General features: G+C 64.1%; 16 protein-coding genes. 10 read left to right on the forward strand and 6 right to left on the reverse strand.

Features of this window, described 5'->3' with window-relative positions; all coding sequences use genetic code 11:
• The first annotated feature begins 20 nt into the window (after positions 1-20).
• From ligA to EJ070_RS21300, 4 genes are all read left to right on the forward strand, one after another.
• Positions 21-2,228 (forward strand): NAD-dependent DNA ligase LigA, encoded by a 2,208-nt coding sequence (gene ligA, locus EJ070_RS21285; protein WP_126093097.1) that lies wholly within the window; start codon positions 21-23, stop codon positions 2,226-2,228.
• Positions 2,228-2,914 (forward strand): TIGR02453 family protein, encoded by a 687-nt coding sequence (locus EJ070_RS21290; protein WP_126093098.1) that lies wholly within the window; start codon positions 2,228-2,230, stop codon positions 2,912-2,914. Before ligA ends, EJ070_RS21290 begins: the two co-directional genes overlap by 1 nt.
• A gap of 208 nt (positions 2,915-3,122) precedes the next feature.
• The gene (locus EJ070_RS21295) at positions 3,123-3,851 is read left to right on the forward strand and encodes an AzlC family ABC transporter permease (protein WP_126093099.1); all 729 of its coding nucleotides are present in this window, start codon (positions 3,123-3,125) and stop codon (positions 3,849-3,851) included.
• Positions 3,848-4,144: an AzlD family protein gene (locus EJ070_RS21300; RefSeq protein ID WP_126093100.1), complete on the forward strand. Its 297-nt coding sequence runs from the start codon at positions 3,848-3,850 to the stop codon at positions 4,142-4,144. The genes EJ070_RS21295 and EJ070_RS21300 overlap by 4 nt, the downstream gene beginning before the upstream one ends.
• A 1-nt stretch (position 4,145) precedes the next feature.
• Here the strand turns inward: EJ070_RS21300 and EJ070_RS21305 are convergent, their stop codons facing one another.
• Complete coding sequence (locus tag EJ070_RS21305) at positions 4,146-5,990, reverse strand: aminopeptidase P family protein (protein ID WP_126093101.1); 1,845 nt, start codon at positions 5,988-5,990, stop codon at positions 4,146-4,148.
• 238 nt (positions 5,991-6,228) lie between these two features.
• Between EJ070_RS21305 and EJ070_RS21310 the strand changes: the two genes are divergently transcribed.
• Positions 6,229-6,414: a hypothetical protein gene (locus tag EJ070_RS21310; RefSeq protein WP_126093102.1), complete on the forward strand. Its 186-nt coding sequence runs from the start codon at positions 6,229-6,231 to the stop codon at positions 6,412-6,414.
• A 9-nt stretch (positions 6,415-6,423) separates the two neighbouring features.
• Here the strand turns inward: EJ070_RS21310 and EJ070_RS21315 are convergent, their stop codons facing one another.
• Together EJ070_RS21315 and EJ070_RS21320 are read right to left on the reverse strand one after the other, a co-directional pair.
• Positions 6,424-7,296, reverse strand: a complete 873-nt coding sequence (locus EJ070_RS21315) for a 50S ribosomal protein L11 methyltransferase (protein ID WP_126093103.1) — start codon at positions 7,294-7,296, stop codon at positions 6,424-6,426.
• Between the two features lie 8 nt (positions 7,297-7,304).
• Positions 7,305-7,883 carry an SCO family protein gene (locus tag EJ070_RS21320; RefSeq protein ID WP_126093104.1) on the reverse strand — a complete coding sequence of 193 codons (579 nt, stop codon included), beginning with the start codon at positions 7,881-7,883 and terminating at the stop codon, positions 7,305-7,307.
• A gap of 231 nt (positions 7,884-8,114) precedes the next feature.
• Between EJ070_RS21320 and EJ070_RS21325 the strand changes: the two genes are divergently transcribed.
• The 3 genes from EJ070_RS21325 to EJ070_RS21335 all read left to right on the forward strand — a co-directional run bounded on the left by EJ070_RS21325 (position 8,115) and on the right by EJ070_RS21335 (position 10,021).
• Positions 8,115-8,600: a CreA family protein gene (locus EJ070_RS21325; RefSeq protein ID WP_189349985.1), complete on the forward strand. Its 486-nt coding sequence runs from the start codon at positions 8,115-8,117 to the stop codon at positions 8,598-8,600.
• Positions 8,601-8,665: 65 nt separating this feature from the next.
• The gene (locus EJ070_RS21330) at positions 8,666-9,307 is read left to right on the forward strand and encodes a DapH/DapD/GlmU-related protein (protein ID WP_126093106.1); all 642 of its coding nucleotides are present in this window, start codon (positions 8,666-8,668) and stop codon (positions 9,305-9,307) included.
• Positions 9,308-9,589: 282 nt separating this feature from the next.
• Positions 9,590-10,021, forward strand: a complete 432-nt coding sequence (locus tag EJ070_RS21335; protein ID WP_189349987.1) for a low affinity iron permease family protein — start codon at positions 9,590-9,592, stop codon at positions 10,019-10,021.
• A gap of 10 nt (positions 10,022-10,031) precedes the next feature.
• Here the strand turns inward: EJ070_RS21335 and EJ070_RS21340 are convergent, their stop codons facing one another.
• Positions 10,032-10,898: an SDR family NAD(P)-dependent oxidoreductase gene (locus tag EJ070_RS21340; protein ID WP_126093107.1), complete on the reverse strand. Its 867-nt coding sequence runs from the start codon at positions 10,896-10,898 to the stop codon at positions 10,032-10,034.
• Between the two features lie 194 nt (positions 10,899-11,092).
• Here EJ070_RS21340 and EJ070_RS21345 point away from each other — a divergent pair, with 194 nt between their 5' ends.
• Complete coding sequence (locus tag EJ070_RS21345) at positions 11,093-11,374, forward strand: hypothetical protein (RefSeq protein WP_126093108.1); 282 nt, start codon at positions 11,093-11,095, stop codon at positions 11,372-11,374.
• Between the two features lie 62 nt (positions 11,375-11,436).
• On the opposite strand, the gene EJ070_RS21350 is transcribed toward EJ070_RS21345, so the two are convergent.
• Complete coding sequence (locus EJ070_RS21350) at positions 11,437-12,012, reverse strand: TMEM175 family protein (protein ID WP_126093109.1); 576 nt, start codon at positions 12,010-12,012, stop codon at positions 11,437-11,439.
• A gap of 142 nt (positions 12,013-12,154) precedes the next feature.
• Here EJ070_RS21350 and EJ070_RS21355 point away from each other — a divergent pair, with 142 nt between their 5' ends.
• The gene (locus EJ070_RS21355; protein ID WP_126093110.1) at positions 12,155-13,363 is read left to right on the forward strand and encodes an MFS transporter; all 1,209 of its coding nucleotides are present in this window, start codon (positions 12,155-12,157) and stop codon (positions 13,361-13,363) included.
• A gap of 30 nt (positions 13,364-13,393) precedes the next feature.
• Here EJ070_RS21355 and EJ070_RS21360 read toward each other — a convergent pair whose 3' ends face one another.
• Entirely contained in the window at positions 13,394-14,866 is a 1,473-nt protein-coding gene (locus EJ070_RS21360) for an MATE family efflux transporter (protein ID WP_126093111.1), read from the reverse strand.
• Positions 14,867-14,923: the final 57 nt, after the last annotated feature.

Here is a 14,923-nt window from a genome sequence, read left to right on the forward strand (position 1 = left end):
TAATTCGAGGACAGCATTGCATGTCGGAAAAACCAGTCGATTCGCTGAGCGAAAGCGAGGCCGCAGAGGAGCTTAAGCGGCTGGCGGCGGAGATCGCCGAGCACGACCGGCGTTATCACACCGAGGATGCGCCGACGATCTCGGACGCCGCGTATGACGCGCTGGCGCGCCGCAATCTCGCCATTGAGGAGCGCTTTCCCGATCTCGTGCGCGAGGATTCGCCGTCGCGCCGGGTCGGCGCGCCGCCGGCGGAAGGCTTTGCCAAGGTGCGCCACGCCTTGCCGATGCTCAGCCTCGGCAAGGCCTATACCGACCAGGACGTTGCCGATTTCATCGAGCGCGGCCGGCGCTTCTTCGACCGCGACAAGGATCTCGACATCGCCTTTACGGCCGAGCCAAAGATCGACGGGCTGTCGGCCTCGCTGCGCTATGAAGACGGCGTGTTCGTGCAGGGCGCGACGCGCGGCGACGGCGCCGTCGGCGAGGACATCACGGCCAATCTGAAGACCATCGCCGATATCCCGAAGACACTCAAAGGCTCCGGCTGGCCGGACGTCATCGAGATCCGCGGCGAGGTCTATATGACCTATGCCGAGTTCGAGGCGCTGAAACAGCGCTCGGCGGCGGTCGGCGGCCAGGACTATGTCAATCCGCGCAACACGGCGGCCGGGTCGCTGCGCCAGAAGGATCCATCCGTCACCGCCAGCCGCAATCTCAAATTCTTCGCCTATGCCTGGGGCTATACGACAGCGGATCCGGCTCCGACCCAGTACGATTCCGTCCAGAAATTCAAGGACTGGGGGTTCAAGGTCAGCCCGTTGATGGTGCGGGCGAAGTCGATCGACGAACTGATCGCGCAGTACCACCGGATCGAGGAACAGCGCTCGTCGCTCGGCTACGACATTGATGGCGTCGTCTACAAGGTCGACCAGCTCGAGCTGCAGCGGCGCTGGGGTTTCGTCACCGGCGAGCCGCGCTGGGCGGTCGCCCATAAATTCCCGGCCGAACAGGCGATGACGACGGTGGAAAAGATCGACATCCAGGTCGGCCGCACCGGCACGCTGGCGCCGGTGGCCCGGCTGGCGCCGGTCACGGTCGGCGGCGTGGTGGTCGAGAACGTCACGCTGCACAACGAAGACTACATCAAAGGCTTCGACAGCAACGGCCAGCCGATCCGCGACGGCATCGATGTCCGCATCGGCGACACGGTGGTGATCCAGCGGGCAGGGGACGTCATCCCGCAGATCGTCAGCGTCGTCATCGACAAACGTCCGGCCGATGCGGTGCCTTACGAATTCCCGCACACCTGTCCGGTCTGCGGATCGCCGGCGACGCGCGAGATCAACGAAAAGACCGGCAAGGAGGATTCACGCCGCCGCTGCACCGGCGAACTGATCTGCCCGGCGCAGGCGGTGGAAGGGCTGCGCCACTTCGTGTCGCGCGGCGCGCTCGATATCGAAGGGTTGGGCGCCGAGAACATCGACCTCTTCTTCAATGCGGGGTTGGTCAAGACCGCGGCCGACATCTTCACGCTGAAGGATCGCCGGCCGGCCGTCACCAAGGCGCTGGCCGAGCGGCGCGAGGAGCAGGCAAGACTGCGCGAGGAGGCATCCGGCAAGACGCGCAAGAATGTGCGCAGCGTCGAGGAGCGCAATTACGAGGGTCTCGACAAGCTGTTCGCGGCAATCGATGCGCGCCGCGAGCCGGAACTCGACCGCTTCATCTTCGCGCTCGGCATACGCCATATCGGCGAGACCACCGCGGCTGTGCTTGCCCGCCAGTTCTCGACCATCGAAGAACTGATCCGCGTCGGCAAGGAGACGGCGAAGGCGGAGAATCCGCATGACGTCTTTCCGTCGATCAACGGCATTGGCGACACGGTGATCGGCGCGCTGCGCGACTTTTTCGGCAACGAGCGCAACGACGACGTGCTCGATGCGTTGCTCGCGCAGGTTCATCCGAAGCCGTATATCGTCGAGATCTCGGCCGGCAGCGAGGTTTCCGGCAAGACAGTGGTGTTCACGGGCACGCTGGAAAAGATGACGCGCTCCGAGGCCAAGGCAATGGCGGAGCGTCTCGGCGCCAAGGTCGCGGGCTCGGTTTCGGCGAAGACCGATCTTGTGGTGGCGGGGCCCGGCGCCGGCTCCAAGCTGAAGGTTGCGACCGATCTCGGCATCGAGGTGATCGACGAAGATACCTGGTTGCAGCGCATCGGCAGGGGCGGCTGATGGCCGGCGCGTTCAAGGGGTTTGGGCAGAAGGCCATCCCGTTCCTGAAGGCGCTCGACTTTCATCAGAGCCGGGAGTGGTTCCAGGAGAACCGCGACCTCTATGAAAGCCAACTGCATAAGCCGTTTTGCGATCTCGTGGAAACGCTGACAGAGCGCTTCACCGCGGCCGGACTTGGGCTGCGCGGCGATCGCAAGAAGTCGCTGTTCCGCATCAATCGCGACGTGCGCTTCTCCAAGGACAAGCGGCCCTACAACCGGCATCTGTCGGCCATCCTGTCACCGGATGGCACCAAGATGGAGCAGGGCGTCTTCTACGTGCATATCGGGCTCGAGCGGTGCTTTGCCGGTGTCGCCTGGTGGCAGCCGAGCCCGGAACTGCTGCAGGCGATGCGCAAGGCGATCGTGACGAAACCGGCGGCGTTCCGCGGCATGGTGGCGGCGCTGAAGAAGGCCGGCCTGGAACTCGATGCGGAAGATCGCCTGAAGCGCGCGCCGCGCGGCTTCGAGGACGTGACAGATGACGATCTCGTACAGGCGGTGCGCAACCGGCATTTCGTGGTCCGGCACGACATCGATCCGGCGACGATTTATTCGGCCGGGCTGGTCGACGATCTCGTCGATTTCACCTCGCGCGCCAGGCCGCTGCTCGATTGGGGCAGGGCGATCGAGGGCCGGGCGGGATAGTCGGAAAGCGGTTTCGCGATCAGTTCCGCTGATCGTCGGCTCAAGCGAATTGGTGTGACAAGCAAGGCGGCGCTCCCTACATCAGGCGGCTTAAAGCGCGTCTCCTGAAATGGATTCAGGCGACGCGCTTTAAGTCCTTGTTTTGATGCATGTCGTTGTCCCAGAACCGCTGCGCACTTCTGGGCGACATGCATGAGGGAGCAGTTGGATGTCAGCGGAAGCAATCTCCGAAGGCCGTGCGCAGAGCGATTTCTGGGACGGCGTGCGGCTGTCGATGCCGGTGGTCGTTGCCTCGGCGCCGTTCGCGGTCCTGTTCGGCGCTTTAGCCGTCGACAACGGCTTTTCCGCCCTTGAAGCCTTCCTGATGAGCGCCATGATCTATGGCGGCGCCAGCCAGATGGTGGGCATCGAACTGTTCGGCCAGCATGTCGCGCCGTGGCTGGTCGTGCTGTCGATCTTCGCGGTGAATTTCCGCCACGTGCTCTATTCCGCCGGCATCGGCCGGCGCATCGCGCATTGGCCGGTTCTGCAGCAGGCCATCGGCTACTTCGTCCTCACCGATCCGCAATATGCCATCGCCGAGGCGAGGGCAGAGTCCGGTCGGCCGGTCGGTTTCGTCTGGTATATGGGGCTCGGCCTGCCGGTTTATGTTTTCTGGGTGATCGAAAGCGGCCTGGGTGCGGTGTTCGGCAAGATGATCCCGGATACCCATGCGCTGGGCATCGATTTCCTGCTGCCGATCTATTTCCTCGGCCTCGTCATGGGCTTCCGCAAGCGGCCGCTGTGGCTGCCGGTGGTCGCCGCGAGCGCGGCCGCCTCGATCGTCGCCTACAGAACCGTCGGCTCGCCCTGGCATGTTTCCATCGGCGCCATTGCGGGCGTGCTTCTGGCGGTGATCCTGCCGCCGCATCACAGCGGCGTGGGGAAGCGGCCATGAGCACGACCTTCTGGATCATCCTTGCCGGCGCCGTCGCCACCTATCTCACGCGCGTTGGGGGCCACCTCGTCATCTCGCGCTTCGAAAACATCCATCCGCGCGTCGAGGCGGGCTTGAACGCCGTGCCGGCCGCCGTGCTGACGACGCTGGTGGCGCCGGAACTCCTGCATGCCGGACCCGCCGAATGGGCGGCGCTGATCGTCACCGCGCTGGTGTCGCTGCGCGGTGGCCTGATGGCGATGTTTCTGGCGGGCACTGCCGCACTGATATTGGCGCGGCAGTTCGTGGGATAGGTCAGATCTTCGCGTCGTGTGGCAGCGGCGCGGTGGCTTTCTCCAGCCAGGCCAGTGTCTCACCGTCGACCATCGGACCGATCTCGGCCAGCACCCATGCATGATACTGGTCGAGCCAGTGCAGCTCATCGCGCGTCAGAAGATCGGTGCGGATGAGGCGCTTGTCGATCGGCGCCAGCGTCAGCGTCTCAAAGCCGTGCATGGCGATGTCGCCGCCGTCGATCTGCTCGGTCGGCGTGACCAGGATCAAGTTCTCGATGCGGATGCCGTAGGCGCCTTCCTTGTAGTAGCCCGGCTCGTTGGAGAGCATCATGCCGGCGAGCAGTTTTTCGGTGCCGGTGCGGGCGATGCGCTGCGGGCCTTCGTGCACGGCGAGATAGGAGCCGACGCCATGGCCGGTGCCATGGGCGAAGTCGCAGCCATGCTTCCAAAGCGCCATGCGGGCGACGGCATCGATCTCAGAGCCGCGCGTGCCGGCCGGGAAGCACAGCATCGAGATGCCGATCATGCCCTTCAGCACCAGCGTGAAGCGCTCGCGCATCTCCTCGGTCGGCTGGCCGATCGGCACGGTGCGGGTGATGTCGGTGGTGCCGTCCTGGTACTGTCCGCCGGAATCGAGCAGGAACAGCTCGCCGCTCTGAAGCTTGCGGCTGGTGGCGCGCGACACGCGATAATGCATGATCGCGCCGTTCGGGCCGGCGCCTGAGATGGTGTCGAAGGAGACGTCGCGCAGCGGCATCTGCGTCTCCTCGCCGGTCTGGCGGCGAACCTCCTCGAGCTTGGTGACGACATCGATCTCGTCGAGCGTGTCCGGTTTCTGCCGGTCGAGCCAGCAGAGCAGCTTGGCGACCGCGGCACCGTCGCGACGATGCGCGGCGCGGCTGCCGGCGATCTCGGCCTGGTTCTTGGTGGCGCGCGGGATGCGGGCCGGATCGGCGGCCGATATCACCTTGCCGCCATTGCTCTCGACCAGCATCTTCAGCTTTTCCGCCGCCAGCACCGGATCGAGCGCGATTTTTGCGCCATCGTCGGCAAGCCCAGCGATGGCTGCTTCGAACTCGCCCGGATCGTGCAGGTCGGCAAGCTGGGTGAGATAGGCCGCGACCTGGCGCGAAAATTTGTGCGGGTCCATGAAGAGCTGGTGCTTGCCGTCGGCGGCAAGGATGGCGAAGCCCAGCGCCAGCGGCGTGTGCGCGACATCGCCGCCACGGATGTTGAACGCCCAGGCGATGGAAGAGGGGTCGGTCAGCACGGCATGGGTCGCGCCGTCCTTCTGGATCGCGCCCGCCAGCCGCGCCAGCTTGTCCTTGGCGAGCTCGCCGGCAAAGGCGATCGGGTGGAGCTCGACCGGCGCTGCCGGCGGCTGGGGCTGATCCTTCCAGATGATGTCTATGGGATTCTTGTCGAGCGGCACCAGCGTCGCGCCGGACTGCTCGGCCGAGGCCCTCAGCGCCTTGACCTCGCCGATCGTGTGCAGCCAGGGGTCGAAGCCGAGCCTGGCGCCCTTGCCGAGACTGTCCTTGATCCAGCTCGCCGGCGGATTGTCGATCAGGCTCTCGACGGTGAAGATCGAAAGGTCGACCTCGCCCCGCACCTGCAGCGTGTAGCGGCCGTCGACGAAGATGAAGGCGCGGTCGCGCAGGATGATGGCGACGCCGGCCGAGCCGGAAAAACCGGTCAGCCATTTCAGCCGCGCCGAACGGTCGGCGACATACTCACCCTGATGCTCGTCGGCGCGGGGCACCATGAAGCCGTCCAGGCCGTTCTCCACCAGCCATTGACGCAGCATCGCCACGCGCGGCTTGCCTACGGTCGGATCGCCAGCGGAATCAAAGGTCTGGAACATTTGTGGGATCTCCTCGGATGCTTGTCGCGACCCTAGTGCATTTCATGCACCGATTGAAACGGATCTGTCACCGGACGCCATTTGATCCAGATACGCACAAGGGATGATATGCAAGCCAAGTGCGCTGTGTCTTTACGCATGGACGCCATGCAGAATCGGTGATTTCCAAACAGGTCGGTAGAGCCTAATTTCTCGGGCGTGGAGGAATGAATCCTGTTGTCCTGCAAAGGAGACTGTCATGTCCACGCTTCCAGCCAGACGCGGATTTTTCAGAAACGCCATGAACGCGCTGGTCGAAGCCCGCCAGCGCGAAGCAAGCCGTTACGTCAATGGCGCGCTGCTTTGTCTCGATGATGAAACGCTGAACGCTAATGGCTACAATCGCGAAGAGCTGAAGAAGGCGGCAAACTCGCTCTATGTATGAGTAAACGCCTCAGCGCTTGAGGTGGATCGTCACCCAGCCCTCGCGATGCAAGGTGCGGACGTGGCGGAAGCTTTGGCCGACATAGGCCGAGATCACCGCATCGCGCTGGCGGTCGAGGATGCCGGAGAGCACCAGCGAGCCGCCCAGCCTGACGTGCTTGGCCATCTCCGGCGCCAGCCGCATCAGCGGCCGCGCCAGGATGTTGGCGACGATCAGGTCGAAGGGCGCGCGCCTGGCGAAGATCGGATGATGGAAGCCGGGCGCCGTCACCGTCTCGACCAGTGCCTTGACATGATTGAGGCGCGCATTGGCGGCAGCGACGCGAACGGCGACCGGATCGATGTCGGTTGCCAGCACGGGGATATGCGCAAGCTTCGCCAGCGCTATCGCCAGCACGGCACTGCCGGTGCCGAGATCGAGCGCGTTGCGGGGATGTTCGCGCCGCACGACCTGGTCCAGCATTTCGAGGCAGCCGGCCGTGGTGCCGTGATGGCCAGTGCCGAAGGCAAGACCCGCCTCGATCTCGATGGCGAGATCGCTGCTGTGGCGCTTGCCGCGGTCGTGAGCGCCATGGACGAAGAAACGCCCGGCGCGGACCGGCTTCAGCCCTTCCAGTGAGCGCGCCACCCAGTCGACGTCGGGCAACGCCTCGCGTTCGACCGGCTTCGGCAAAGCGAGGCTCACGAGAATATCGTTGATCCGCGCTTCGACGGCATCGACATCGCCATCGGCGTAGAGCGACACTTCGTGGATGTCGGCGGCCTCGTCGACTTCCAGCACGGCAAGCGGCAGGCCGTCATCCTCGAAGGCGGCGTCGAGCGCAGCGAAGATGCGGTCGGCCTCGATCTTGTTGGCGATGAAATGAAGCCTGGTCTGCGCCATCGGATGCGTCAGCCTTCCGCCGCCAGGCGTTTCAGCTTGGCGATAGCCGTGTCGGCGTTTTCGCCATAGGCGATCGTGCCGGCGAACTCGCCCTTGGCGTTGAGGAGCAGCACGGAGGCCGTGTGGTCCATCGTGTAATCGCCGTCACCGGTGTCGACCTTCTTCCAGTAGATGCCGAAGGACTTGGCCATGGCATGCACCTTGTCCGGATCGCCGGTGATGCCGGTGATGCGATCGGAGAAGTTGCTGACATAGGAATTGATGATCTCCGGCGTGTCGCGCTCCGGGTCCACGGTGACGAAATAGGCGTTCAGGTTCTTGCCGCTGTCGCCCATCGTCTTCAGCCAGCCGGCCAGTTCGAAGAGCGTCGTCGGGCAGACTTCCGGGCAATGGGTGAAGCCGAAGAAGACGACGCTTGGATGCCCCCTGAACGCGGCCTCGGTGATCGGCGCGCCTTTCTGGTCGGTCAGCGCGAAGGCCGCGCCGAAGGGTTCGCCGCCATAATGGCCGCGGTACCAGTCGAAAGTGAGCCAGCCTATGCCCGCCGCCATCAGGACAAGAATGCCGACCAGAATTGAGCGCATCATCAGAAAACTATCCGTCGTGATCGTCGCGGCGCGCCGGACTGGGCGCGGGCCTGTTTTGACAAACAGTTCTAACGGTTCGGCGCGATGGGCGCAAAGATGTCGCGTTGCCGCAACCGTCACGGTTAACGGGCGCTCTCGGCCCGACATCGCGTCCAGCCGTCGAACGGCTTGCAAATGCCATGGTCTTATCCCACCTGACATCGGCTGAACCGCAAACCCGAGGAGGCTTCCTTGCGAAAACTGATCGGCTTGATTGCCGCATGTCTTGCCCTGAGCGCCGGCGCAGCGGCTGCCGACGAGGTCGGCAAGGTCGGCGTCGACTGGGTCGGCAACGACATCATGATCGACGCGATCAAGGATCCGAAAGTCGACGGCGTCACCTGCCACGTCGCCTATTTCGATCGCAGCATCATCGATCGGTTGCACAAGGGCAATTGGTTCGAGGATCCCTCCGATTCCTCGATCTCCTGCCGCCAGACCGGGCCGATCACCATCGGCGACATCGACATGAGCGAGAGCGGTGAGGAGGTGTTCAAGCAGGGCCTCAGCCTGATTTGGAAGAAGCAGGTGGTGAACCGCATCTACGACAAGAAGAACGAGACGCTGATCTATCTGTCGCATTCGCGCCAGGTGCAGAACGGCTCGGCGAAGATGTCGGTCACCACCGTGCCGCTCTACGGCCAGAACGTCGCGTGGACAAAGGGCAAGCCGCAATAGGCTTCCGATCGGCGGATGATAGGGTCCCGCTTGCGGGTCCAATCGCTCGGGCGTAAAGCCGCGCCATGGACCGTCCTGAACACCTTGTCCTGAAAGATCCCGAGCCGCGCATCCATCCGACCGCGGAACTGAAAGGGTGCAAGCTCGGCCGCTATGCCTCGATCGGCGAGCGGGTGATCCTGCGCGAGGTGACGGTCGGCGACTTTTCCTATTTCGAGCGCCATTCGGAAGCGATCTACACGACGATCGGCAAATTCTGCTCGATCGCCGCCAACAGCCGCATCAATGCGCTCGAGCATCCGATCGATCGGTTGACCCAGCACAAGATCAGCTACCGGCCGAACGAGTATTTCCGCTGGCTTGGCGTCGACGCGGCATTCCGCGAGCGGCGGCAGGCAAGGCCGGTCAGCATCGGTCACGATGTCTGGATCGGCCATGGCGCGGTCGTCATGCCTGGTGTGACTATCGGCAACGGCGCCGTCATCGGCGCCAATGCCGTGGTGACACATGATGTGCCGCCTTACGCAATCGTCGCCGGCGTTCCGGCGAAGCCTCTGCGCCAGAGGTTCGCCGCAGCCACGGCGGCGCGTATCGAGAACCTTGCTTGGTGGGACTGGGCGCCGGAAAAACTCGCCAGGGCGATCCCGGACATTCAGTCATTGCCGATCGAGGCCTTCCTCGATCGTTGGGAAGGCGCAGCGCCCTGATTTTCCACAATTTTCCGGAAGACGGTGCCCCTTCCGCCTTGCGGGGGTGGCGCGACGGAAGGGGCTGGAGGTAAACCGCCGTGAAGCGGAAGGAGCAGGCTTTTTGACCTGCATCGGCACTATGGCAACAAACGAATAAGGTGTTTTTTCGCGGCGAAACAGCTTTGGCGCGTATCCGATTGCATGCGCGTGCGGGCGGAAAATTCGATCGTTGGGAACCTGAGGGGCCGGCGCCTTGTTTCTCTCGAAGCGCCGCGTTCTGGCGGCTCCGGCGAGGGATGGATGATCGAGAGACTTTTCACCAAGGTCGCCAATTGGGTGGCTCACTTGGCCGGTATGCCGCCGACCTTTGCCATCTGCGTTCTGATCGTGCTGGTCTGGGGGGTAACCGGCCCGTTTTTCGGCTTCTCGGACACCTGGCAACTGGTCATCAACACCGGCACCACCATCGTCACGTTCCTGATGGTGTTCCTCATCCAGAACACGCAAAATCGCGACAGCGCGGCCATCCAGACCAAACTCGATGAATTGATCCTGGTAAGCCGGGCCCACAACACCTTCATCGGCATCGAGCATCTGACCGAATCCGAGGTCGAGGAGATTCGCGACAAATGCGAAAAGGCCGCAAAGCGGCACGACCGGGAGGTCGCCCAGGCCGCCGTCAAAAAGGCGGTGGCGGGGAAGAACGGCACCAAGAAAAAGGCAGCCGCCTGAACGGACCCCGTCAGCGGTTCATGAAGGCGGCGAACGCGTCCTTGTGATCCGGATGCCAGCGCGACAGGGCAGGGCGGTTCTCGATGATGTCGCCAATCGCCCAGGTCATGCGCTTTTCATCCATCGGCCGCGCCACCTCGTTGTCCGGGCAGAGGATGTAGAAATCGTTCCGCTTGAGCGATGCCAGCATGAAATCGATAACCTGCTCGCCCGTCCAGGCGCCGGCCGGCTTTTCCGTCGCGCCTTCGGTCAGTCCAGTGAAAGTGAAGCCGGGGATGAGCAAATGCGCGGAAACCTTCGCTCCAGGCTCGTTGCGCAGCGCATGCGCCAGACCCTCGGTGAAGGTTTTCACGCCTGCCTTGGAGACGTTGTAGGCGAGATTGCCGGGCGGCGTGGTGATGCCTTGCTTGGATCCGGTGTTGACGATCAGGCCGGGCTTGCCCGCGGCCAGCATGCGCGGCGCGAAGGCCTCGACGCCATGCACGACGCCCCAGAAGTTGATGTCCAGCAGCCGCTTCCAGGCGTCACGGTTTTCCCACGGCTTGCCCGGATTGTTGCCGACCCCGGCATTGTTCATCAGCACCGAGACTGCGCCGAATGCGCCGTAGGCAAGTTCCGCCAGCCGGTCGACCTCGTCGGCCTTGGAGACATCGGTAGGAATTGGGAGAACGGCATCGTCGCCGGCAATGGCGGCGACCGCCTGTCTGGCCTGGTCAAGGCGCACGCCGCCGATATCGGCAATGACCGTCTTCACGCCCATGGCGGCGAATCGCTTCGCCGCGGCAAGGCCGATGCCGCTGGCGCCGCCGGTGATGACGGCGACATTGCCGGAGGCAAAAGCGGGCAGGGCGGTCTGGATTTCGGCGTCGCTGGTCATGGTCCATGTCCTTGTTCTGGGTCGAGCCGAACTTAACGCCGGCCGGAGCCGAGACAAGCCTCGATCGCCGCGATGTTTGACGCGAGGGCGGCAACGGGTTGACGGCAATAGCCGCAACGGTTGACGGCAATAGCCGCAATGGGTTGACCGCGACTGCTCGCCCCGCGCATGCTGGCAGGAAAGGAGCTCGACATTTGACCGACTGGATCGAAATCCTGAAGGAGCAGACCACCACCGGCGATCAGATGAGCCGGGAGGTGCCGAAGATGCTCGCCAACCCCGATATCAGCGAGGCACAGGTCAAGACGCTTTTCGCGGCGCTGGAGAAACAGGCGGACTTCGCCGAGAAGCTGCGTCTGGCCCTGGAAAAATTCGGCCATGATTTTCCCGTCATCACGGCGGCCGAGCGGCTGGAAGAACGCTATGCCGACCTAGCCGCCTCGGTGGCCGAGAAGCTGAAGGCGATGCGGAGGTAGGGCGGGTTTTTCGCAATGTCCGGACGGAAAACCGCTACGCACTTTTCCTGGAATTGCTTCGGTTATTTTTCGATCAGCCTTTCGAAGCGCTTGTCCGGCGCGAACCAGATGGTCGCAACCAGCACATAGATGGCCACGCCGATCCATTGACTGACGAAGGTCAGCGCTATCCCGGCCAGATAGAGGGCCAGCGAAATCTTGCCCTTGCGATCCTGACCCACGGCCCGGGCAAAGGTCGTCTCGGCGCCATGCAGATGGCGAAGCTTGATGACCAGGATGTTGTAGGCAATGGCGCAAAGCGCCAGGTCGACGCCGTAGACGGCGACCGGCACCGGCGCGAAATGGTTCTCGCCCATGAAGGCCGTGGTCACCGGCATCAGCGACAGCCAGAACAGAAGGTTGAGGTTGGCCCACAGGACACGGCCGTCGACGCGCTGCACGGTGTGGAACATGTTGTGCAGATTGTTCCAGTAGATGCCGACGTTGATGAAGGACAGCACATAGGAGAAGAAGACCGGCCACAGCGGCGCCAGCGCGGCAAGGTCCTCGCCGTGCGGCACCTTCAGCTCCAGCACCATGATGGTGATGATGATGGCGACCACGCCATCGGTGAATGCCTCGACCCGTCCCTTGCCCATGGTTCCTCCTTTGTCGGTTGACAGACGTTACGCAAGGATTTCGCGCGAGGCCATACTGCCAGAATTGTCAGGAGGGCGTTCGGAATGCGGGATGGCCGCCACTACATGGGCGCTGGGGCTTGCAAACTGGCCGGAGGTTCCGATGACCAGCTACGCTCAGACAATCACGCGCGACAATGAACTCAGCGGCGGCGCGGCGATGGCTGCCGTCGCCGCCATGATTGCAGCACTCTTTGCCGGCAGCACGGCTTTGACGCCGCTCTATGTAATCTACAAACAGGCCTTCGGGTTTTCGCAGATCACCCTGACGCTGGTCTACGCCGTCTATGTGATCGGCAATCTTGCGGCGCTGCTGTTTTTCGGGCGGTTGTCGGATGTCATCGGCCGCCGTCCGACGGCGCTGGCGGCGATGGCAGTCGCCGTGGTCAGCGCGCTGTTTTTCCTCTTCGCCGAAAACCTCGCGTGGCTCGACATCGCCCGCATCCTCAGCGGGCTGGGCATCGGGATCGGCGCGGGAACCGGCACCGCCTGGCTCGCCGAGCTGATCGAAGGCGAGGACAAGTCGCGGTCCGCCATCATTGCCACCAGCACCAACTTCGTCGGTCTCGGCCTCGGTGCCCTGATATCGGGCCTGCTGGCCGAATACGCGCCCTGGCCGCTCAGGCTGACATTCGCCGTCTATCTCGCTCTGCTGGCGCTGGTCACGCTGCTGATCTGGCGCACGCGCGAGACCGTGTCCGAGCCGGGACGGCTCTCCCACGTTCCGATGCGGCCGCGGCTTTCGGTTCCCGACAGCATCCGCGCGCGGTTCGTGGCGCCTGCGGTGACCGGCTTCGGCGCCATGGCTCTCGTCGGCTTCTATGCAGCGCTGGCGCCGAGCGTGCTGGCGCAGCAGCTGCATGTCACCAACCACGCCGAAGCCGGGGCTCTGTTCTTCGAACTGTCGATCGTGACTGCCGCGACGATCCTGGCGACGGCGCGGCTCGCCAGCCGCACCGTCATGCTGGCAGCGCTTATCCTGATGATCCCCACGGTGGCGATGGTTGTCGCGGCGCAGGTCTTTGCTTCGATGGCGATCATGGTGATTGCCACCGCGCTCTGCGGCGTGGCGGCGGCGCTCGGCTATCGGGGCGGCTTGCAGGTGGTGAGCCAGATTGCTCCGGCCGACAGACGCGCCGAAGTGGTTTCGGCCTTCTTCATCTGCTGCTTCTGCGGCAATGCGCTGCCGATTGTCGGCATCGGCGTGCTGTCGAGCTGGACGAATGCGATCGTCGCCAGCCTGGCCTTTGCCGCAATGATCACGATCTTCTCGCTGGTGGCGCTGGGGTTCGGCGCGCGCTACGCGAGGTGACCTCGAGCAGCCGCCAATCCAGCAGCGCCTTCAGCCGTTCGGCGTCTCGGGCGAAAGGCGCGCGCGCTGGCGCGGCACGCCGAGGCCAGTGTCCGGCGGCTCGCCGGCGGCCGGGCGCCCCTCGATCATGTGCATCGTGCGCCAGCGGCCAAAGCGATAGTAGGCGGCGGCCAGCACGAGAGAGGTGATCGAGCCGGCCGGAAAGCTCCACCACAGCGCTTCCTGACCGATGACACTTCGCATGGAATAGGCAAAGCCGGTGCGCACGATCAGCACCGAGATGATCAGGATGATCAGAGGCGGCATGACGGCGCCGGTGGCGCGCACCGTGGCGAACAGCACGATGGTGATGCCGAACAGGATGAAGGACCAGGACGCCGCCTTGTTGATGTGCGCGGCGATGTCGATCGCCGTACTGTCGCTCGCCAGGAACAGGCTCAGCACCGGGCGGTCGAAGACGAACAGCAGCGCCACCAGCGCGCCGGTGAGAACAAGGTTGAAGCCCACCCCGGACGCGGCAACCTTGCCGATGCGGTCCCAGCGCCCGGCGCCGACATTCTGCGCCGCCATGGAAGAGACTGCGGCGCCGATGGCCAGAGCCGGCATCTGGATATAGGTCCAGAGCTGCGCCGCGATGCCATAAGCCGCCGCAACCTGCGAGCCGTAGGAGTTGACGATGCCCATCACGGTCAGCGCCGCGGCCGAGATGACGATCATCTGCAGGCCCATGGGAATGCCCTTGGAGACGACGACGCGCAAAAGCGCCGGATCGGGCATGAGCAAAGCGAGGTTGCTGCCGGCCAGCCGCAGCGGGTGCTTGCGCGCATAGAGCACGATCAGGATGGCGACCACGCTCACCGTTTGGCCGATCAGCGTCGCGGTGGCCGAACCGGCGATGCCCAACGCGGGGAAGGGGCCGATGCCGCGGATCAAGAGCGGGTTCAGGACGACATCGAGCACGACCGCCAGCGCCATGAAGACAAACGGCGTGCGCGAATCGCCGGCGCCGCGCAGCACCGTCATGACGAAGGACAACAGGTTCATCATCGGCACCGCGACGAAGATGATGCGCAGATAGCTGCGCGCCAGCGGCAAGGCATCCGCGGGCGTGCCGAGACCGGTGAGGATGGCGTCGACCCAGGTCCAGCCGCAGACCGCGAACACCACCGAGACCAGGAAGAAGAAGGTGGCGCTGGTGCCGACGATGCGCCGCGCCTCGGGCAGGTCGCGGGCGCCAACCGACTGGGCGACCAGGATGGTCGCGGCCATGCCGATACCGAAGACGGTGCCGAGGATCAGGAACAGCACCAGATTGGCGTTGGAAGTCGCAGTCAGCGCCGCTTCGCCAAGGAAGCGCCCGACCCAGACGGCATTGATCGAGCCGTTGAGCGACTGCAGCACGTTGGAGCCGAGCACCGGCAAGGCAAACAGAAGCAGCGTACGCGGAATCGGGCCGCTGGTGAGGTCGTGGGTCCGCCGGTGAGCGGGCTTGTCGTCATCCATGACGGGCACCGAAAATGAATCAGGCCCGCGATGCTATCGCAGGCCTGACGCTCATGC

It is taken from the genome of Mesorhizobium sp. M1E.F.Ca.ET.045.02.1.1 (assembly GCF_003952485.1).
In the GTDB taxonomy this organism is placed as follows: domain Bacteria; phylum Pseudomonadota; class Alphaproteobacteria; order Rhizobiales; family Rhizobiaceae; genus Mesorhizobium.